The sequence below is a fragment of the Paenibacillus filicis genome, assembly GCF_038070315.1.
Taxonomy (GTDB): Bacteria; Bacillota; Bacilli; order Paenibacillales; family NBRC-103111; genus Paenibacillus_G; species Paenibacillus_G filicis.
In genome coordinates, this window is record NZ_JBBPCC010000014.1 from 172,243 (window position 1) to 194,193 (window position 21,951).

Consider the following 21,951-nt stretch of genomic DNA (forward strand, 5'->3'; position numbering starts at 1 on the left):
GATGACCGATGATCGGCTATTTTTAAGTTGCTTTCCTACACGTATGTGACATCCGGATGATCGTGCACCAGGAAGAACAACACACCTAAGGAATCTGATGGAGGGATAAACCGTCTTGATTAATTCGAAGTCAGCTAAGTGGTTATCTGTCATGTCAATCACAGCTTCTCTATTTGCTCAGAGCCTCGCTGCTGCAGCGGCTGCTGGTCCTGACACAGGAGCCAACCAGCCAGCGCCTGGCGGCGGCAGATGGGTAACAGGAGAATATCACGCACACACTTTTCAATCTGACGATGCGCAGCAGTCCCTGGAGGACGTGTTGGACAAGGCTTCTCAATACGGCATGGACTGGATAGCTCTATCCGATCACCTGAGAATGTCTGCCCGGGATGATGAAGGCCACAATATACCTGGGGGACCGATTCCGTTTTCTCAGGGCATCATTCAATATCAAGCTCCCAAGATCAAGCAGCTTCAGGCGGCGGGTAAGTATGCAGGGAAAATTATGTTTTCCGGGTTCGAATGGGATATGCCTACCTACGAGCATGTCGGCATTGGCATTTTGACAGACCATCCGAATTCCGACGAGGCCCTGAAGGTCTCGAATCAGTTTGAGTACTTATTCTCCGATCGTCCGGAGAACAAATTCGATCCCTCTGACGTAGCGGCATGGAAAGCGAAGGACAACCGGGCTTTTTCAACCAAGGAAGATGCCAGAACCGGCTTGAAATGGCTGCAAACGAACTACCCGTCAACCAGCTATGCCATCTTGAACCACCCGTCCAGAAAAACGGTTTATACCATTGCGGATATCCGGGATTTTAACAATGTGGCACCGGATGTTGTGTTCGGTCTGGAAGGGATGCCGGGCAATCAGATGGAGCCGGACCGGGGCGGTTTGAACCTGTCGACGCCCAAAAACCGCACCTACGGCGGTTCGGATTACATGATCGCCAAGCTGGGCGGTACCTGGGACGCGCTGCTGGGCGAAGGCCGCAGGTTCTGGAATTTTGCTAACTCAGACTCTCACTTTGAAATCAGCTCCAATCGCCTTTACTCCAGTGGCTATTGGCCGGGCGAATACTCCAAGAATTATACCTGGGTGAACGGCAATGATATGCAGGCCGTCTTAGACGGAATGAAATCGGGTAAATCATTCTCTGTATTCGGTGACCTCATCAACAAGCTTGACTTTACGGTGGCTGGAGGCGGCAGTCAGCAAGAGATGGGCGGCAACCTCCAAGTGAACGAGGGAGATAAGCTCCAGCTTACCATCCGGTTCAAGAGTCCGGAAACTAACAACAACGGCGATCCGGTTCAAGTCGACCATGTCGACCTGATCTCCGGCGATGTTACGGGCAAGGCTATTCCTGGCACGGCAGCCTACAGCAAGGACACCAATGATTCTACGAAAGTAGTCAAGCGTTTCACTAGCCAGGATTGGACCACAGAAGCAGACGGGACCCATGTCATTACCTACGAAGTGGGTCGCGCAGACAAAAACAAGTATTTTAGATTAAGAGGCACGAATCTGGGAACGGATGTGGAAGGCGAGACCATCAACGGGGAGCCATTGATGGATGAGAAGACCGATATCGCTGATAACGAACTCCGATTCGCCGAAATCAACCAAAGAAATTATAAGGACCTGTGGTTCTACTCGAATCCGATCTTCGTGGATGTAAAGCCGAATTGCAGTGACAGCAGTCAGCTGCGCATTTGCGGGACCTTGAAGACTGCGGACGGCGAGCTTTACCCGCAGGCAGCTTGGACTAAGCAAAATGTAACAGCCAGCGTCTATACCGCGGCTCAAGAACCCGGCAGCACGGTTACGTTGCAGGTTTCCCGTGACGGTGGAGATTTCCTGCCTTACGAAAGTGGCAGCAGCCTGGAACTGGTGCAAGAGGGGACGCACGTTCTTCGATTCCAAGCATCCGATTCGCTCGGTCATGAAGCGGTGCTGCCGCTGAAGGTCAATATGGACCGGACGGCTCCTGTCATTACCCTGCGTGGAGCTGTGAGCGTAACGGTGGCGGTGTACAGCCCTTACACCGATATGGGGGCCGATGCCACGGATAACTTGGCCCTAGCCGGTCCTGTGGTTGTTACAGGTTCCGTAGATACGAGCAAGCTTGGGACTTATCAGATTCATTACAAGGCAAGCGACCTTGCGGGAAATACCGCTGAGGCTGTCAGGGCTGTACAGGTCGTCGCCGCAGCATCCGATGACAGACCGAGTGACGGCAATTCAGGCAGTACCCCATCCCCGGGCAATTCAGGGAATTCGGACAAAGAGCCGGATAGCGGCAAGCATGACAAAACAACATCCGTTAAATTCGATGCCGCAGGCAAGCAAGCGGCCGAAGGCGGGATCCAGAATGTGCTGAGCTTCAAGATTCCAGCTAACGCCCTGTCCCAAGACAGCGTGATTCAAGCTGAGATCCTGCAGGCCGGACAAGCTCCGCAAGCCGGCAGCTACCAGGCGCTTAGCCCGGTCGTCGAGATGACGAGCACCGGAGGTCGGCTCTTTAACAAGCCGGTTGAGATTACGCTGAATTACAAGCCGGATGGAGCTCCAGCAGGCAGCCAGGCGGCTGTCTATTACTACAACGATACCCAGCATCGCTGGATTTACCTGGGCGGAAGCGTAGATTCGGCCAAAGGCGCGGTGACCGTCCGTGTGAATCATTTTACGAAGTTTGCCGTATTTGCTTACAAGCCGATGACTTTCGCAGATTTGGACAAGCATTGGGCGAAGCCTTACAGTGATCGTTTGGTCGGCATGCGTATTGTAGAAGGTTTTGAAGACGGGATGTTCCATCCGGAGGAGGCTGTCACCCGGGCGCAGTTCGCCAAGATGATTGCAGATGCATTCGCTTTGCCTCAAGCGGCGAAGACGACGGGATTTGCAGATGATGCCGTGATTCCTGCATGGGCCAAGGCCAGTATCGCTGCAGCTGTGCAGGCAGACTTCATTCAAGGTTATGAGGAACAGGGCCGCACGGTATTCAAAGCGGACCGCACGATTACCCGGGCAGAGATGGCTGTGATCCTGTCCAGAGTACTGGGTCGCAATAATGGACCGTCTGCGTCCGGGAAGAACGCATTCCAGGATACTGCAGATATACCGGCGTGGGCTCTGTCGTCCGTGGATGCTGCGGTGTCATCCGGTATCCTCAGCGGGTATGAGGACCAGACCTTCCGGCCTTCCGGTCTAGCGACCAGAGCAGAAGCAACTGTGGTTATCTATAAGCTGCTTGAGTCGCTCCATCTATAGGTTATAGGTAGGGGTTAAAAGGTTCTAAAAAGTCCGTCGGCTCTTCAAGAGCCGACGGACTTTTTAGACTGGAGTTCTACGCCAGGTTCCCGAACTCGGGATTAGCGAAGCTGCTTATAGATCCAGACCAGCAGCTCTGGAAGCTTGATCCACAGCCGGATATGTGTGGTGACATAGACGACGGCCTCTTCCTCAGCTTCGCTCGAGGTTGTACCTGAGCCTGGCTTAGGCAGCGGTTTGCCGCCGAATAGAAATTCAAGTACATGCTCATTCTGCTCATGAGCCTGGCGGTACAGGGCATCGATCTCAGGCGTGATCGTACCGGATTTTTTGTAAGCAAGAAGCAGCTGATCGTAGACGAAGGTAACGGATGAGTCATCAGGGAATGCTTGCAGCAATTGTTCAGCTTCATCAAGCCGGTCTTGCTCCAGATAAGATGCCAGCAGCGAGTCGCGCGCGTGATCCTCCAAGCGGATATTCCCTTCCGCAGCTTGAGAAGACGGCAGGCTGGCAGGCACAGAAGCTGGCTCTTCAATGTGCGAACCGAAATAGCTGTCTGCAAACTGCAGCAGCTCCTGATAGCGCTTGGACAGGGTAGAGGACGAAACCTCATACTTGGCGGCCAGATCGCTCTGGGTAACGGGAAGGCCGTGGGCCTGCACGACCATGTATTCAAGCGCGGCGCAGAAAGCGCCGGATTTCTTGAATGAAGGCCGGTTTTCACGCGAGAACTTGTCCCAGACGGACAAGGCTTCGCCGATATGTGTCGGTTCATAGGAGTCTTCCATCCGGGAAATAAGCTCGCTCGCCAGGGCAGCATAAGCGTCAGTCTCCCACTGGATCTCTGTATCCGCTATGCGGCGGATTTCTTCAATCGTCGGCGCAGGGGCCGGTGTGAGTCCGAGCTCGGCCTGCGGCTCCGCTGTCCGGGCCTGAATGTCGTTATGGCCCGGTGCGGCTAGGGCCGTCACCTCGATTTTATTTAGGCAGCAGCGCTTATATTTTGCACCGCTACCACAGTAACAGGGTTCGTTTCTGCCAATCTTTAACAAGAATGCTCCTCCTTCAACATAAGCACGATCGATGCCAATAGTACTAGCATAACCGATTTTGAGAAATATTCATAATACTACTCGCAGTTTTTGTCGTTTTTATACGAAAAAACGATGGATAAGGGTGGAAAAGACGATTTTGGTCTCTTTTCAGAGGGTAAAGGGACCTGATCTCTAACGCGAAGCGAGGTCATGTGCCTGCATATGCAGCGTTACATGGATGTCTCACTCGCGATAACTGATATCTATGAAACCTATGCGGATCTAGTATGTTTACTCAGGGTGTTATCAGATGTATGCAGGGAAGCTAGCGAGGGATGGATCCATCAAGCAGTTGTTACAGATATGCTGTGATACCTGATTTATTGGCGAACTACATGTATTGAATAATTCCGAGTTAAATGATAAGTTTAATTCCATTCAAAAGAACTCCATGTATTCATTTATAGAGATTCATGGGGCGCAATTCTTTTCAAAAACCTTGATAATATAAGGTTTTTTTAGCGGAATTTCAAATATTGATAACTAGTTCAAAAACTCATTATATATTCATTGGGGTCTTTTATACATAATTAAATCACTCGGAATTAACCGAAAAGATAGATGGAATTGGATATTACATGAAGGAGAGATTACAGATGAGTCAAAAAGGAGGCAACCTATTTTCAATTTTCAATTATATAGGTTTAAGCGCTTTGTCCCTAATCACTCTTTATCCGATGTGGCGAGAAGCGGCGGTGTCCTTCAGCGGCATGGAGGAGGCGATGAAAGGCGGCTTATTTTTATGGCCGAGAGATTTTACTGCGGATGCTTACATCAACATTTTACATTCCCGGTATTTATGGCTTGCCTACGGCAATAGTTTGTTTGTTACATTGGTTGGAACATTTATCGGCGTATTATTGACAGCGGCAACCGCGTTCCCGCTTATTAAAGCAGATTTGCCTGGGAAAAAATCATTCGTACTCCTTATTTTGTTCACGATGCTGTTTAACGGGGGGATTATTCCGACCTATCTGCTCGTAAAAAGCATTGGACTTATCAACTCTTTATGGTCATTAATCCTGCCTACGGCCATATCTGCTTACAATGTGATCATTATGATGAGCTTCTTTAGAACGCTTCCTCGGGAGTTGGATGAATCTGCGACAATGGATGGGGCGAATGCCATTCGCATTTTTACCAGTGTCATTCTCCCTCTCTCCAAGCCCGTACTCGCTACGATTGCACTATGGGAGGCAGTTGGTTATTGGAACAACTATTTACAGGCTCTTTATTACCTGAATGATAAAAGCAAGTACGTCCTTACGGTGCTCCTCAGGGATATTATTAATGGGCAGATCGTCGCTCAAATGACAGGGGAAAGCACAGGTTCATCAACGGAATCAGTTATTGCAGCAACCACGATCATGGCTGTTCTGCCAATCCTTGTCGTCTATCCTTTTTTACAGAAATACTTTGTGCAGGGCACGCTAATCGGTTCTGTTAAAGCTTGAGTACAACTCAGCATTCATTTCATTGTTGTATAGGAGGAAACAAATATGATGCGATTTCATCATACATACAAGACAATCCTTATCTTGACGATGGCGGCCAGTCTTACGACGGCTTGCAGTGATACCACAGGGAAAGAGGGCAGCGGTACGAGCTCACCAAGTACAGCGGGTCAGCAAAGCCATGCTGCCGGCAGCGATCCCGCGAAGGTTACCTTTAAGATCTTCCGCAGCTTTCAAGCCCCTGAATACCCGCCCGATGGCGGGCCAGCGAGGCAAAAGGTGCTGGCTGGGCTTGAACAGGCGGGAATCAAAGGCATTGATTACAATGTTTCAATGGCTTCTGGAGAAGAGTACAAGACGAAGCTTAACTTGCTTGCTTCCTCCGGGGATCTGCCGGATTACTTTAGTGTACCGGATTTACTAACGTTGAACAGATTAACTGATGAAGGCTTGATTATGCCGCTGGATGACTTGTTAAAGCAAGCTCCTAACGTTACGAAATATTTAAAGCCTGAAGACTTGGAAATTCTCAAATACAAGGGCAAGCTGTATGGTTTGCCGCCAGGCTACCGTCCAGAGACATTCAATGGACCTAACGTAAACGGGCTGCTGATCCGGCGGGATTGGCTGGATGCTTTGAATCTAAAGACGCCGACTACGTTGGATGAGCTTCATGACGTGCTTAAGGCGTTTACGTTCAATGATCCAGATGGCAATGGGAAGAAGGATACGTTTGGCTTAACGACCAATAAGTTTGTCGGAGCAGGCGCAAATGGTAACTATTTCAGCCCCGTGTTCGGTGCTTTCGGTGTCATTCCGACGTTCTGGCAGCAGCGTGACGGACAGTTGAAGCAAGGCATGGTTCTGCCAGAAACGAAGCAGGCGCTTGCCTTATTGCAAAGCTGGTACAAAGAAGGGATTATCGATCCGGAGTTCCCTATTATGGAACCGAAACAAATGAACGAGAAGATCATTAATTCCAAAGCAGGCGCTTTCGAAGGAACAGCGTTTGATGCTGATCCGACAGGAGCGAACTACAGTGCGCTGAAAAAGACAACGGCGACTGCGAAGCTTGCCTTCCTTGCACCGGCTGCCGGTACGAACGGGAAAAAGGGAGCAGCCGAGAATTCCCCGGCATACAGCGATATTCGGGCGATCTCCGCAAAGGCTAAAAATCCCGAGAAGCTGATGGAATTGATCAACTGGTCTGCAGGTCCGGGCTTTGACCTGGTTACATACGGCATTGAGAATGAAGATTACCAATATGACAAAGAGAAAAATAAGATTAAGCTGCTTGTTCCTAATTACTCTGAGCTGTATAAAAAAGGCTTCTCCAACCCGATCCGGTTCCTGCAAGTCGTCGATCGCCGGTGGTTGACGGAGGATGCTACTGCGGCCATGACGGTTTCCAACGATCCCCAAAATCTGGTCCGCAACGAATTTTGGAAGAGTGTGCCGGCGATGAATGACTATCCGGATATTAAGAAGCTCTGGGATGAATATTTCGCCAAAATTGTTACCGGTGCTTGGTCCGTCGATAAATGGGATGAACTGGTCAAACGGTACTACCAAGAGGGCGGACAAGAAATAGAGAAGCAGGTTAATGCGGAGTGGAAGAAAGCGAAATAAACGGTTAATCTTTCAAAGACGACGAATCGAACAACGTTTCCAAAGAAAAAGGAGGACCGTCTATGTTTAATAAAATGCTCGTATCCTATTTGACAATCATAGTCATCCTCGTGATGGTGGTCGGTTCGTCGTACCTCATAATTGTGTCTCATGATATTAAGTCCGAGCTTACGAGATCCTCTCAAGCTCAAATGCAAGGGATGATGAAGCATGCCGAGTCCTTGATTGAGAGTATCGAGCAATTGTCCTTGCAAGTTTCTTTAAAGCCGGGGGTCAATGAGGCATTAACAAATCCGTTTCCGTATTCCATTTTGCAATATGGAGCTTTGAAGGATCATTTGAAGGATGAGGTTAATTCTAACAACTTGTTGTACTCCATTTACTTGTATTTTCGCCTTAACAACCGTATTTTGACTACGAACGAAGGGATCTATACGCTGGATCAATTTTTTGACAAACAGGTTGTAACGACGAACTTTCAATCCAGCATGAGCAAAAGCTATCAGGTTCGCAGCTTGCAGGATACATCACCAACAGAACCTGTTGAGCTGCTTACCTTTCATAGACTTGTCCCCTTGACGGCCAAAGAACCGCTCGGCGAATTAATCCTGAATGTGAAGCGTCAAGCCTTCTTCGATGCCTTGTTTCGGTATGCGAACGTCGATAACAGCAATATGTTTATCATGGACAGCGATCGTCATGTCGTGCTTTCAGAAAGTAATACCAGAAGCAGAGAGCTCAACCTGGCTTTGCAAAGCCTGGATTCGGGGCACTTGCTGTCAGGCTCATCAGGGATGGTGAAGATGAAGTGGGAGGGAGAGACTTACTTCCTCAGCTATGCCAGATCAGATACGACGCCGTGGACGGTTGCAGAACGTATTCCATATTCCGTGTACCAACTCGCATGGAAAAGCAAGGTACAAGCGGCGATTGAAGTTGTGGCCGTGGCGATCCTAATCAGCCTAGCGCTTGCATGCCTGTATAGCATTCGTTTCACTAGACCATGGAAGAACATGGTAAGGGAGTATGTACAGCAGTATCAAGGCCAAGGGAATGCTGCGAAAAAAGACGAAAGCGAGTTGATCGCTGAAGCGATCCGGGAGCTCGTTTCGGAAAATCAAAACATCAAACAAACCCTGGAGCAAAGTGAACCCATTATCCGTTTCCGGTTGATCTATGACATTTTAACAAATCGCGTGTTCGAAACACCGGTCATGGCCAATCGGCTTCAGCATATCGGAATCGTGTTTCCTCATCCTTACTATGCGGCTGTCATTGTGCAAGCAGACATGCAGACTTTGGAGGATCAGGACGACTACAACGAAATCCGCTTAATGCTGTACAGCACCACTGAGAATGAGCTGCGGAAGCGACTTTTTGTTGTGGGGACGATACTGGAAAATCATCAATTCGGGTTTATTTTGAATGTGCCTGTGTCATCATTCATTACGCAGCTAAGGCTGGAATTGGATGCATGCTGCAAAGCGGCGAGGGGGATTGGGCTGGAGGAATTGGGGATCACCCTCCAAATAGCCATTGGCGGCATTTATTCAGCTATGAACGATTTGAACAAGTCGTACCATGAGGCAAAACGGGCGTTACACAATACCGCATGGATGCATCGAACCGACTGTGTCTTTTTCGACGATTCGGCAGATTCAAGAAAATGGAGCTATCCCCTGGCCATCCAGAAGGAGCTGTTGCGGCGCCTTAAGTCGGTAGACCGGGAATTAGCGAAGCAATGCCTGGACGAATTGTTCGACCGCTATATGTTAGGGAAATCTTATACCCGGGATGAGGTTCAAGACACGATCACGTTGATGATGAGCGCGATCGTGCAAGAGCTGTACGAAGACGGTTATTCCCTCGATAAAGTTCATTTACGGTTTCAATCCGTAAGTGAATGCCAACATATAGGGCAGGTGAAAGAGCTATTCTATGGGTATATCAGCGACATCATAACCCTGCTCGAACAATTTCAAGAACATACTCTGAGCAATACTTATATCAGTAAGGCGATTGACTATATGCAGGCTAATTACGACCGGATTGAATCCATCTCCGATATTGCCGAATATGTGGGTGTCAGCTCCAGCTATTTAAGCCGAATGTTTCGTGCAGAGACAGGGAAAACACCACTCGATTACTTGACCCGGCTGCGTATCGATAAAAGCAAAGAGCTGCTGTTCGCAGAAAATTGCAAATATTCGTTGCAGGAAATATGCTGGGAGATTGGTTATCACGATGTGCAGAGCTTCATCCGGTTTTTCAAGAAATGGGAAAAGATTACCCCGGGCGAATACCGCAAGCTACAGCTGGAAAAAGGAGGTGCCTTATGATCGGTCAAGCTCACGATGCTAACACGCCGGTTGCCCGCGCGATTCCGGGATCGTCAAGATCCTTCTTACGAACGCTGCTTAAGTATAAATATTATTACGTGCTGCTGTTGCCGGGACTTATTTATTTTATTATTTTCAAGTACATCCCAATGGGCGGTGTCGTTATTGCTTTTAAGGACTATAAGCTAACGCAGGGGATCACAGGCAGCGCTTGGGTTGGGTTGAAGTGGTTTCGCATTCTATGGTCTACGGGAGATTTCTGGAATGCGCTGCATAATACGCTGCTCATTAGTTTTTATAAACTAATCTTCGGTTTCCCTGCACCTCTTGTGCTCGCGATTTTACTGAATGAGGTAATGAATCAAAAGTTCAAAAGAATCATTCAAAGTATTTTGTATTTCCCGCATTTTTTATCCTGGATTGTGCTGGGAGGCATATTGTTTGCCGTGCTTTCACCAGGAACGGGCTTGCTCTCATGGTTAGGTTTCAGCGGCTCGCCGCTCATGCAGCCGGAATCGTTCCGCTCATTGCTTGTCCTGTCGCACATCTGGAAGGAAGTCGGCTGGGGGGCCATCATTTATTTGGCGGCGATAGCAGGCGTTAATCCGGAGATGTATGAAGCGGCTCGCATGGATGGAGCAAGTCGATTCCGTTTAATTAGGCACGTAACGCTTCCGGCGATTTCAGGGACTATCGTTATTATGCTTATCTTGCGGACGGGTCAAATCCTGTCAGCGGGCTTCGATCAGGTATTTATTTTATCGAACGATGTCGTGGTTCATGTCGCTGACATATTGGATACATATGTCTATCGTGTAGGGTTGAGCATGGGACGATTCTCGATTGCTACGGCCGCAGGATTGTTTCAGTCTTTGGCGGGATTGCTTCTGCTTCTGTTTACGAACTGGCTAGCCCGCCGATTCAACGATCAAGGCTTATGGTAATGGGGAAGAGCTGTTATACAAAAGGTTGAAGGAGATGGAGAACTTTGCATGAAAAGGGAACAACACGTCCGAATGTTATCGTATTTTTTACAGATCAGCAAAGGTGGGATTCGACGGGTGTGCATGGCAACCCTCTGGGGCTGACGCCGAATTTCGACCGAATGGCGGCCGAAGGTACCCATGTGAATCATTCATTCACGTGCCAGCCTGTGTGCGGTCCAGCACGGTCATCCTTGCAAACCGGTGAGTATGCAACGACGACAGGCTGCTACCGCAACGGTATTCCACTGCCTCCGGACCGCAAGACGCTAGCGCACTATTTCCGTGATTCTGGATACCGCACAGGATATATCGGCAAATGGCATTTAGCGAGCTCGGAGCCGGTGCTTGAGGAACAACGAGGTGGTTACGAGCATTGGCTTGCCTCTAACGTGTTGGAATTCTCCTCCGATGCGTATGACACGGTGATGTACAATAATGAGAACGAGCCGGTTCATCTGCCAGGCTACCGGGCGGACGCGCTAACGGATGCGGCCATTCAATTTGTTCATAAGGAGAAGAAAAAGAACCTGAAGGAGAAGTCCGAAGAGCCTTTCTTTCTGTTCCTGTCTTATATTGAACCTCATCACCAGAATCACCTTGACAATTATCCGGCTCCGATAGGTTATGAAGAACAATATAGCGGACGGTGGACACCACCGGATCTCGCTGCGCTTGGCGGTACAGCCCAGCAGCATTTAGGCGGTTACTATGGGATGATTAAGCGGCTCGATGAGGCGCTGGGCCGTCTCATTGATTCATTGCGAAGTTTGCAGCTGCTAGAAAATACGATTGTGTTGTTTACCTCCGATCACGGCTGTCATTTCAAGACGCGCAATTCAGAGTACAAGCGATCCTGCCACGATAGCTCGATTCGGGTCCCGACTGCTTTGATTGGTCCAGGCTTTGAAGCAGGAGGCCGAATTCAAGAGTTGGTTAGCCTGATCGATTTACCGCCTACCTTGCTGGATGCAGCGGGCATTCCCGTACCGGAGACCATGCAGGGCCGCTCCATCTTGCCTTTGGCGCAGAAGAAAAGCATAGAATGGCCCAAGGAAATGTTCCTGCAAATTAGCGAATCCGAGGTAGGGCGAGCCATACGAACGAATCGATGGAAATACAGCGTGTATGCACCAGACAAGAATGGTTGGACGGATGCGGCATCCGATGTCTATGAAGAGCAGTTTTTGTACGACCTTCATGCGGATCCGCATGAATTGAGCAATTTGATTGGCGTGGAAAGCTATGCATCGATCACGGCAGAGCTTAGAGAAAGACTCATCGCCCGAATGATGGAAGCGGGGGAAGAAGCGCCCGAAATACGTCCTGCTAAATCCAGGAAGCTAGAGCAGAGAAGAATATCCGTTGAGGAACTGAGAATCTGACTTAGATGGTTACTGCGATCTGTTGCTTCTGCAAATTTTATGGACAAATATAACAGCAAGGTTTACCTTCATGATAAAGAGTAATGAGACCTCGAACCGAGTGTCGATCATTGCTCTTTTTTATTAGCGCTTGTCTGTACTATATGATAATGCTCGCGAAGAGTGTAAAATGATTTCTGAGAAATATAGAGTATATGTGTATGAACCAAAGATAATTTGCTTGAAAATTAATTTTCACAAAATAACTCATTTTTGGGCAATAATAGGATAGATCCGCTGGCGATTTGATGACGGATGCGGCCTGGTCGAAGATCCCAGCTTCCAGGCTGGTCATGCTGACCCTGGATGAACTGGCAGACAAGACGCTAGGGTACATGGAGTCTGCCTTCCGGTTTATTTCGCTGGAGGAGACCTGCGCTATATCTGCTTGGAGCCGCTGATGCAGGCGATGTGGGCGGGGACACGGTGCCCGGGAATAAAAATAGGGTTGACAACTTGAATTAATATGTCATAATGATAATATCAAATTGATTATATGGATGCATGGAAAGCTACAACCCATTCGAGGAGGTTTTGAACGATGAGAGCCTTGATCGTCATTGATTACACGGTGGATTTTGTCTTAGGCAAGCTGCCTTGCGGGCAGCCGGGCATCGATATTGAGGGCCGGATCGCAGCGCTGACCCGGGAGTTTGCCGCAGCCGGCGACCTGGTCGTCATGGCTGTCGACCTGCATGATGAGGCGGATGTCCACCATCCCGAGTACAAGCTGTTCCCGCCGCATAACTTGCGGGGTACGGAGGGCAGGCGGCTGTATGGGGAGCTGGATGACGCTTATCGCGAATGGAAGGATGCCGTCTATTGGATGGATAAGACGCGTTACAGCGCCTTCTGCGGCACCGATCTGGAGCTACAGCTCCGCAGCCGGGGGATCCGGGAGCTGCATCTCATTGGCGTATGCACCGACATCTGCGTGCTCCATACGGCCGTGGATGCCTATAATAAGAGCTTCGATATTATCGTCCATGAAGACGCGGTCGCATCGTTCAATCCGGCAGGCCATGAATGGGCGCTCGGGCATTTCAAGCATACCTTGGGCGCAGCTGTCGTCCGGGGCGGGGAACAGGCCGCGCTGTAAGCAGCACCCGGCCGTCAGTCCGTCATCCTCTGGCAGGATGGTTGAGACCGAAATCCGCCTATACAACTAGAATCAAGGAGGCGAGCAGGAGGATGGACCAACAGTTAGCCCTGCATACCGATAAATATCAGATCAATATGATGTACGCCCACTGGAAGCAAGGCTCGCAGGACGAGCGGGCCGTATTCGAGGCGTATTTCCGCAAGCTGCCGTTCGGCAACGGCTTTGCCGTCGCCGCAGGCCTGGAGCGGGTCGTGGGTTATATCCAATCGCTGCGATTCAGCGATGCCGAGCTTGCATACCTCCGCACCCAGGAGGAGGGCTATGAGGAAGGCTTCCTGGAGGCGCTGCGCGAGTTCCGGTTTACCGGCAGCCTGTACGCGCTGCCGGAGGGCACGCTCGTCTTCCCGAATGTGCCCCTGGTCCGCGTAGAGGCGCGGATTTTCGAAGCTCAGCTCGTCGAGACGGCGCTGCTGAACATGCTCAATTACCAGACGCTAATCGCCACCAAGGCAGCCCGTATCAAGCAGGTGGCCGGCGAGGACACGCTGATGGAATTCGGCACGCGGCGGGCGCAGGAGATGGATGCGGCCGTGTGGGGCGCACGTGCGGCTTACCTGGCCGGCTTCGATGCGACGAGCAACATGCGGGCGGGCATGCTGTTCGGCATTCCGGCCAAGGGCACGCATGCCCATGCCTGGGTGCAGGGACATGACTCGGAGGAGGAGGCGTTCCGGCTGTTCGCTGACGCGCTGCCCGACCAGGTCACCTTGCTGGTCGATACGTATGATACGCTGCGCAGCGGCGTGCCTCATGCGATCAAGACCGCCAAGCATCTGGAGGCGCAGGGCAAGCGGATGCAGGCGATCCGTTTGGATAGCGGGGATACCGCGTATTTGTCCAAGAAGGCGCGCAAGATGCTGGATGATGCCGGACTGCCTTATGTCAAGATCGTCGCTTCGAATGATCTGGACGAGAACATTATTTTCAACCTGAAGGCCCAGGGCGCGCGCGTCGATAGCTGGGGTATCGGGACCCAGCTCATTACCGGCGGGGATCAGTCGGCGCTTGGCGGTGTATACAAGCTGGTTGCGAGGGAACGTGGCGGCGAGATGATTCCCGTGATCAAAATCTCGGGCAATCCCGAGAAGGTAACCAATCCGGGATTGAAGGAAGCTTACCGGATCATTAACAGGGAGACGGGCAAGGCTGAGGCGGATTACATCGCTCTGATGGGGGAAGAAGACGTCCGGCGCGGGGAGCGGATCAAGCTGTTTGACCCGGTCCATCCCTATATCTACAAACATATCGACGATTACGAGGCGATTCCGCTGCTGAAGCCGATCTTCGAGCAGGGGGAGCTCGTCTACGAGCTGCCTACGCTGGAGGAAATCCGCAGCTATCACCGGAGCCAGCTGGAGCTATTCTGGCCGGAATATCTGCGCAAGCTGCATCCCGAGGGCTATCCGGTCGATCTCAGCACGGCGGCGTGGCAGCTCAAGATGGACTTGATCGCTGCGCATAAGGCTTAAGCTTAAGGAGCTGTAAGCGAGACAAGGAGGCAGGTGCCGGGAGCGCCTGCCTTTGTATTTTTTTGTTGTGGGAGGTTAATATACCTCTTGGTCCAGCCATGTGCGTGACAGATTGCGGGAAAGGTCGATGAGGGTGTTCGTACCTGGACGAAGTAGGAACAGCTCATGTCCGGTCCCCATATAGAGCTGACCGTCAACGGGATAATTCAGTTTGGTCGCATGTAGGCTCGTATCCAGGCGGTAAATGCTCCGTCCCTCGGTAGGATTGCGATCAGGGTTATACATCCCATCGGCCATTTGCACGATCAGGCTGCCGTCGGCTGCTGCCGGATTGCTCAGATCTTTATTCAGCGACCCGAGCGTAATGAGTTGCGGGCTGGCCAGCTTGTCATTCACGCTATGCAGCTTGCCCTGTGTATCCAGCAGGAAGAGGACAGCCGGGCCGTAACGCAGCTCGTTATAGCTCTTGACAATCCAGACCGTGCCGTCGGGATTGAGTAGAACTCGTTCTGGCGGGAAGACCAGGTCTGTCAGCTCGGTGAATGTTCCTTCCTGCTCCAAATAAAGATAATAGCGTCCGGGCGGAGGGCCGATGACCGCGATAGGCCAATAAATATGGAGTGAGACGATGGCTTTCTTGTCATCGATAGGGAAACGGACGGCCTCATAGATCGGCTGCTTATCACCCAGAATGTGCCGGTCTTCATCGCTCAGCTTGCGCAGCAGCTTGGAGCCGCTGTACAGCTCGTTGCCGGTACGCTTTAGCTCGACAGGCTGTGAGCCTGCGTCCCGTCTGCCATTGTACAGCGTTTCTTCGATTGTTCTCGTATCGGCTTCATTGACCCAGACCGGCGGCTCCTGCAGCTTCTTGGAAATTTTCAGCGCACGTTTTTCTTTGTCCAGGAAGACACGGGGATAAGCGTACAGGTCATCTGCATCGTCATAGAAGATGCGGCCGATTAGCCACTGCCCGCCGGTAATGCTAAGCCCGGCAGACTCATCCCAGTCGATACCGAGCTGAAGCAGCTCCCGGGTGAAACGCCAGGTCAGCGGCATGTAAGTGACATCGCGGAACTCCAGGAACGGGTAGGGCTCGCTGCTATTGTCCAGCTTCTGCCCGCCAGGCAGTGCGATCGGATATTCCGCCACGGAAGCTTGATACTTGCGGCGGGGCGAATTGGAGCCGGACAGATCCTGCTCCAGAGCCGCAGGCTTCCAGTCGGCCCCATTGCCGATGGGATGTATCTCGTATACGACGAGCCCTTCCGTCCCCTGCCAATCGGCCTGAATGCCCAGTGCCTGCGTGTTGCTCCACGTTAAGGGCATGTAGGTGATATCCTTGTATACCAGGAAGGGGTAGCGCTGGCGCACATTATCGATCGTAGAGCCATTCACCTTGACCGTATAATCAGGGATCGTGACCACTGCTGCAGCACTGGCCTCAGCTTGTGATAGGGGTGCGGAGCTCCATAGGAGCGGCAGAAGCAGAAATGCGCCCAGCAAGCGTCTTAGACGGGCCGGTTGAACAGAAAAGCTCACTGATTGAACCTCCTCGGGGGATCGAGTGTAACGTACATACGATTAAACGAGCTGGCGTGCAGGAAGTTGCGTTGCAGCGGGTGAACTGGAATATATGCCTGATGAATAGTTTGGCATACGAATAGTGAATGCCCGCAATCTGTCCGTTCAACTTGCGAGACCACCCGCGCTATAGTAAAGTGTGAGAGGAACAATTAACCTACTGACCCAAAGGAGCATCCATCCCATGATCGATCATATCGTACTCGTAAAATTCGGCGAAACTACGACGCAAGAGCAGTTGCAGGAAGTGGCAGACCGCTTCAAGGCGCTGCGCGGCAAGCTGCAGGGCGTTGTCGATCTGCAAGCCGGCATTAACTTCTCCGAGAAAAGCCAGGGCTACCAGATCGTCCTGTCTGTCCGCTTCGAGAACAAGGCCGCGCTGGAAGCCTATGGCCCGAATCCGGATCACCAGGCTGTTGCCGCTTATATCCGCGAAGTCGGCCGCGTCGATAGCATCGTTGTGGATATTGAAATTTAAGCTGTATAGCGATGCAGCAATAGCAGGACCCTGCTATGAAGTGTGACCCGTGAGATGGACACTTTAAAAAGTGCTTTCTCACGGGTCATTTGTGTTTCATTTCTCTATTCATCATTTCTTATGATTAAAATTTACAATTAAATAAAAATATGGTTTTAATTAAAAATAAGCAATGTTACTATTTATAGCAGGGATCTAGACTAGGAGAGGTGATCTAGTATAGGTAAAGTCATAACAGCCGTTGTCATTCTATGTTTAATATGGTGTTGCCCCCGTGCTCAAGAAAGTGATCTAACCGCAACCAAGGAAAATGCGGGTGCTTCGACAATCGCCTATGAGATTCTTCTACCCGACGTTAGCTTTACCGCATGGAAACCTACAGAGGCTATTGGGGAAACGTTTATCCCTATCCATAAAATAGAGCAGTTTTACTCTACTTTCCCTGGTATTACAACAAGCGATTCCATCTCCCAAGCATTTCCCCCAAAAGAATTAGATCATGTTGATTTTTGCCATGAATTTGTCCTCATTTTAACACAGGGTCATCAGCAAAGCGGGATGCATACCCTAAAGGTGCAGTCACTGGAGCTGAAGGAAAATAAGCTTTTGGTTAGGGTGGACCAATCATCATACACCGAAAAATCAATTCAAGTACGTTACTTTCCTCTTACTCTATTAAAGGTAGCACGTAATCAATTGCCGGATGGAGAAATGGACATCGTTTTTCTGGATCAGCACGAACATATACTGGCTAGCTCATTATTTAGCAATCATAGTTGTGCAGGATAACTGTAAAGGTATAAAGTGCGAATCCGGGAAGCACCCGTATCAGCCGTATTCGACCATGACCGGATACGGTTGTTTGCTGTAAGCAATCGTTGTACCATAAGAGTAGATGAAAAGTGAACGCATAAGCAAACGGTCAGGAAGGAGAGCGTTACATGACCGATCAAAGAGAACAAAGAAGCTCAGAGGCTCATACGTCGAGAACAAGACGGTTAGGTTCCAATCGAAGTCCAAGACGCCCCAGGCTGCTGTTCCTTGGATTATGTGGAGCTATGTTGGGGATGGGATTGGCCATCTACATAAATCTGGCGAACAAGGAAAATTTCAAGGGGGACAAAGAGGGCCTTACCTCCAGCGCGCCGCCCGCCGCCCGCTACCAGGAAGCGGTTGAATTCCGCATGAACGATCTGGATCGCGGCTGGGTCCGCTATACGGACGGGATCAAGACGACGACAGACAGCGGCATGACCTGGACGGAGACGGATGTGCTGCCTGAGGAACCTGCCGCAGGATCGCCTTCCGCCCAAGAGAGCGTAAGCCAGAGCGGAAGCGGCGCTTCCGATGCTAAAGCTACAGGCGCGCAGGCTGCCGGGACCGATGGCAAGACGGCCTCGCCCGGCGCACCTGTCCAGGGGCAGGGGGACGAGCAGGGGAAGGTGATTACCGGTTCGGGGGCAGAAGGGAGAAGCGTCATACGCGTACAGTACCCCACAGCGGGCGGTGGCCCAGTCCCGCCATCGTATGAATGGCTGCGTCTGCAAGGTGATCATGCCCCTCTGACGTCAGTGCGCGTTCAAGGGACAGATTACACGGTGAAGCAGGTCCAGTTCATGACGGACCGCATCGGTTGGGCGCTCGTGCAGGACACCGGCGAGCTGCGAGGAAAGCTGCTGGTAACGGCCGATGGCGGCGGCACTTGGCAAACCGAGGTAACGGAGGCTGTGCGGGCGGCTATCGCTCAAGATAAGGAGCTGCTGTCCAAGCGGCAGACGGAAGCCGCACAGTATATGGACGCGGAGCAGGCCAAGTGGGCCTTCGTCTCGGCTTGGCTGTTGATGCCGGACACGGCCAGCCCCGGTGATACGGTGCTTGTGAGGCACAGCCAGGCGGGCGAGGTACAGTGGCAGGGGAAAACCTATGCCTTGCAGCCTTATGGGGCCGGATTTTTTACTTTCTTGCCCATCGGGATGGATGTGAAGCCGGGCAGCTATGCGATTGGGGATCAGAGTCTGAAGATCGTGGCGAAGCGCTTCGAGACGCAGTATCTGAAGGTAACCGAGGAAATGAACAGCATGCGCCAGGATACGAAGCGGATCGATGCGGATCAACAGAAGATCAACGCGGCCCGCAGCAAATCGCAGCCGGAATTTTTGTTCCAGGGGCCGTTCGTTGTTCCCGTGGAAGGGATACTGACGACCCCGTATGGCTACACCCGCTATGTCAATGGCAAGTTCAGTGGCTCGCATATGGCGATCGATCTGGCCGCCAAGGAGGGTACGCCGATCAAGGCTACGAATGACGGCATCGTCGCTCTCGCCGATAGTCTGTATCTGACGGGCAACTCCATCTACCTCGACCACGGGATGGGCTTGTTCTCCCAATATGCGCATCTGTCGAAGCTGAACGTCAAGACGGGAGACCGCGTGAAGAAGGGGGACATCATCGGGCTTGTCGGCACGACTGGCTTCTCGACAGGGCCCCATCTGCACTTCACGTTCTGGGTGCATAATGTACAGGCCAATCCGAATTTATTTATGGATAAGACGCCGTTTGGTTGGGGTGGAAAGCAACCGTAGCACGGCGTTGCTGCTTCTCGTTACGACCAGCATGCATACCCAACAAACCAAGAGCCGCACTTCCTCACGGAAGGCGGCTCTGCTTGTTCTAGATCAGCTGTATGCGTTACGCGTACGCCCGAACCTCCACGACTTCGGCCCGTGGAGCGCCGTTGGTCGATTCCACCACGAGGCGAAGCGCCTCGGCAGCCACAGGCTGACTCAGCGCATGCACTCGCTTGCGCTTGCGGTTGTCCCGCTCGGTGACGACCGTCTGCCATTGTCCACCAATACGGGCTTCGATTCGGTAATCCTTCACCAGCTCAGGGATGAGCTCGAAGTCGGTACGATGGTGATGCAGATTGATCAGGTCCTCGTTCACATCATCGTTGAAAATGATCTCGACGCGCCCAAGCCGTTGAGGCTCGCTCCAGCTCAGCTCCAGCCACTCCGGCTGGCCTGCGGTTAGCGGCTCGGAGCTCCAGAGATGCGGCCCAGCGAACGGCCGGTTGAACCCGTCGGTCACGTTCTCCGGCCGGAAGGCCTCGGTGCCCGCCCCGGCTGGCAGCCGGAAGCAGAACGGCCGCCGGGTCTGGCCCCGCATGCTCCACTGCACGACCAGCTGCTCGGGCGAGTGATCCTCCAGCATCGAGGCGGCCGCATGAGCCTGCTGCCGGTACAGCGGTAGTACGCCGGTTTGCGGCTCCGCCGACAGGTGGACGGAGGCGGAGTCATTGGCCCGGATGATAACGAAGACATTCTGCGCCTCATCCGGCGCCCAGGTCAGGTCGAAGCTCACCCACTGCTCCTGACCCGCGGCTACGCTCGCTGTAGCTGTCGCTTGCTGCGTATGAGGGACATAATTCTCTCCGCGTCCGGTGTTCCATGCTTCCACGGTGAGCGTGGTAGCCTGCTGGGCATCGATCAGCAGCTCCAGACCGTTCAGCGCCGGATCGACGGGAAGCAGCAGCGCCACATCGCCGGAAGCCAGCGGATACGTCTGGGCCGAGCTCGTGACGGCCAGGCCGGTCAGCGTACTGGATGCCTTCACCTGAGCCTGACGCGCCAGATCGAGCGGGTCCCTCGACGGAATGCCGATGATGGAGGCGTCCTGACGAAGCATCGTTTGCAGCAGCTCCTCCAGATGCTCGGCATGCAGCGTGCGCGGAGTGACCTTCTTCTGCACGCAGAGAGCGGCACCGGTGCCGGCCGCCTCGCCGCCGACCGCACACGTAGCCATGACGCGGGTCGTGCCGAAGGCCACATGCGTCGCGCTGATATTGCGCCCGGCGAATAGCAGATTCGAGACATTGACCGAGTAGAGCGACCGGAACGGAATGTGATAGATGCCGTCGGCATGCAGATGCTTGGAGCCGCTCTCGGTGGAATACACGCCTTGGGGTGGATGCAGGTCTATCGACCAGCCGCCGAAGGCGACGCGGTCCTCGAATGGACGCTGGGCCAGAATATCGTTCTGATTCAGCACATAATCCCCGACGAAGCGGCGGTATTCCCGCTTGCCCGGCAGCGAGCCGACCCACTCCAGCGTCATGTTTTCCGAATCGAACTGGCCTGAATTCTTGATATAGTCCCAGACACCATAAATCACACCCCACAGCTCATCGCGGATGCGCTCGTTATCATGGACGATATCGAGCTCACCACCCCATTCGATCCACCAGTAAGCACATCCATTGTCGCCGCTGCGGATCACGCGTTTCAGCGGAATGCTGGTTTTCTCGATATCGATGGCGAAGGAAGGCTTGTGGTAGCGAACGGGACGTCCCGCATCCTTGGTGTAGAACAGCAGGGTGCTGCCGAGCGTGATGTCATCGGCAACCTCGGGCGCCCATTCCTCGTTGTGTTCGCTTCGGGCTTCGCGGCCGATTCTGTACTTGGCGCCGGCCAGAAACCCGATCAGCCCGTCCCCGGTGCAATCCAGGAACACCTCGCTCTCCAAGCGAATCCGGCGCTCGGAGCCCATCATCCAGCCGGTCACGGACAGGATGCGGCGGTTGTCCGCATCGCCTTCCGCCTCGACTTCATGTACATCCGTGTTGAGCAGCAGCCGGATATTCGGCTCTGCGCGGACGGCCTCCAGCAGGACGAGATCCCACATATACGGATTGCCGTCGATATTGCGGTACTGGTTCTCGACGAACAGCTCGCCCATGATGCCGGTCTCCCGGGCATAGCGGTTCGTCCCGTGAGCGGTCGCCCCGCATACCCAGACGCGCACCTCGCTGCTGGAGTTGCCGCCGAGCACGGGGCGGTTATGCACGAGAGTAACCGTCTGACCGAGACGGGCGGCGGCAATGGCGGCGTTGACCCCGGATAAACCGGCACCTACTACGGTAATATCCGCTTTTATCGTTTCCTGAAGCATATCGGACACCTCTTCCGGATTTGTATAATGTCTATAATTTCATCATATGACAATCGTTTTTGTAATGTAATGCATAGAATTTCAAAATCATTTATACTTTATTTCATAAAGTAA

At 52.3% G+C, this 21,951-nt stretch carries 14 protein-coding genes; 11 read left to right on the forward strand and 3 right to left on the reverse strand.

Annotated elements, in window-relative coordinates:
• The first annotated feature begins 151 nt into the window (after nt 1-151).
• Nucleotides 152-3,277 carry an S-layer homology domain-containing protein gene (locus tag WMW72_RS21080; RefSeq protein ID WP_341417539.1) on the forward strand — a complete coding sequence of 1,042 codons (3,126 nt, stop codon included), beginning with the start codon at nt 152-154 and terminating at the stop codon, nt 3,275-3,277.
• 101 nt (nt 3,278-3,378) lie between these two features.
• Here WMW72_RS21080 and WMW72_RS21085 read toward each other — a convergent pair whose 3' ends face one another.
• Nucleotides 3,379-4,329, reverse strand: coding sequence for an SEC-C metal-binding domain-containing protein (locus WMW72_RS21085; RefSeq protein ID WP_341417540.1), 951 nt, complete (start codon nt 4,327-4,329; stop codon nt 3,379-3,381).
• Between the two features lie 638 nt (nt 4,330-4,967).
• On the opposite strand from WMW72_RS21085, the gene WMW72_RS21090 reads away from it, so the two are divergent.
• From WMW72_RS21090 to WMW72_RS21125, 8 genes are all read left to right on the forward strand, one after another.
• Complete coding sequence (locus tag WMW72_RS21090; protein WP_341417541.1) at nt 4,968-5,825, forward strand: carbohydrate ABC transporter permease; 858 nt, start codon at nt 4,968-4,970, stop codon at nt 5,823-5,825.
• Nucleotides 5,826-5,870: 45 nt separating this feature from the next.
• Entirely contained in the window at nt 5,871-7,454 is a 1,584-nt protein-coding gene (locus WMW72_RS21095; RefSeq protein ID WP_341417542.1) for a type 2 periplasmic-binding domain-containing protein, read from the forward strand.
• 62 nt (nt 7,455-7,516) lie between these two features.
• Nucleotides 7,517-9,793, forward strand: coding sequence for a helix-turn-helix domain-containing protein (locus WMW72_RS21100; protein WP_341417543.1), 2,277 nt, complete (start codon nt 7,517-7,519; stop codon nt 9,791-9,793).
• Entirely contained in the window at nt 9,790-10,737 is a 948-nt protein-coding gene (locus tag WMW72_RS21105) for an ABC transporter permease (RefSeq protein ID WP_341417544.1), read from the forward strand. The genes WMW72_RS21100 and WMW72_RS21105 overlap by 4 nt, the downstream gene beginning before the upstream one ends.
• A gap of 44 nt (nt 10,738-10,781) precedes the next feature.
• A complete protein-coding gene (locus WMW72_RS21110; RefSeq protein ID WP_341417545.1) occupies nt 10,782-12,161 on the forward strand; it encodes a sulfatase family protein in 1,380 nt (459 codons plus the stop codon).
• Between the two features lie 287 nt (nt 12,162-12,448).
• Complete coding sequence (locus WMW72_RS21115) at nt 12,449-12,601, forward strand: hypothetical protein (protein ID WP_341417546.1); 153 nt, start codon at nt 12,449-12,451, stop codon at nt 12,599-12,601.
• Between the two features lie 140 nt (nt 12,602-12,741).
• Nucleotides 12,742-13,299, forward strand: a complete 558-nt coding sequence (locus WMW72_RS21120) for a cysteine hydrolase family protein (RefSeq protein ID WP_341417547.1) — start codon at nt 12,742-12,744, stop codon at nt 13,297-13,299.
• Between the two features lie 92 nt (nt 13,300-13,391).
• On the forward strand, nt 13,392-14,831 hold the full coding sequence (locus WMW72_RS21125; protein ID WP_341417548.1) for a nicotinate phosphoribosyltransferase: 1,440 nt from the start codon (nt 13,392-13,394) through the stop codon (nt 14,829-14,831).
• Between the two features lie 75 nt (nt 14,832-14,906).
• Here WMW72_RS21125 and WMW72_RS21130 read toward each other — a convergent pair whose 3' ends face one another.
• Complete coding sequence (locus tag WMW72_RS21130; RefSeq protein WP_341417549.1) at nt 14,907-16,370, reverse strand: hypothetical protein; 1,464 nt, start codon at nt 16,368-16,370, stop codon at nt 14,907-14,909.
• Between the two features lie 226 nt (nt 16,371-16,596).
• Between WMW72_RS21130 and WMW72_RS21135 the strand changes: the two genes are divergently transcribed.
• Complete coding sequence (locus WMW72_RS21135) at nt 16,597-16,890, forward strand: Dabb family protein (protein WP_341417550.1); 294 nt, start codon at nt 16,597-16,599, stop codon at nt 16,888-16,890.
• Between the two features lie 1,067 nt (nt 16,891-17,957).
• Nucleotides 17,958-19,472 (forward strand): M23 family metallopeptidase, encoded by a 1,515-nt coding sequence (locus tag WMW72_RS21140; protein ID WP_341417551.1) that lies wholly within the window; start codon nt 17,958-17,960, stop codon nt 19,470-19,472.
• Nucleotides 19,473-19,578: 106 nt separating this feature from the next.
• Here the strand turns inward: WMW72_RS21140 and WMW72_RS21145 are convergent, their stop codons facing one another.
• The gene (locus tag WMW72_RS21145) at nt 19,579-21,846 is read right to left on the reverse strand and encodes an FAD-dependent oxidoreductase (protein WP_341417552.1); all 2,268 of its coding nucleotides are present in this window, start codon (nt 21,844-21,846) and stop codon (nt 19,579-19,581) included.
• Nucleotides 21,847-21,951: the final 105 nt, after the last annotated feature.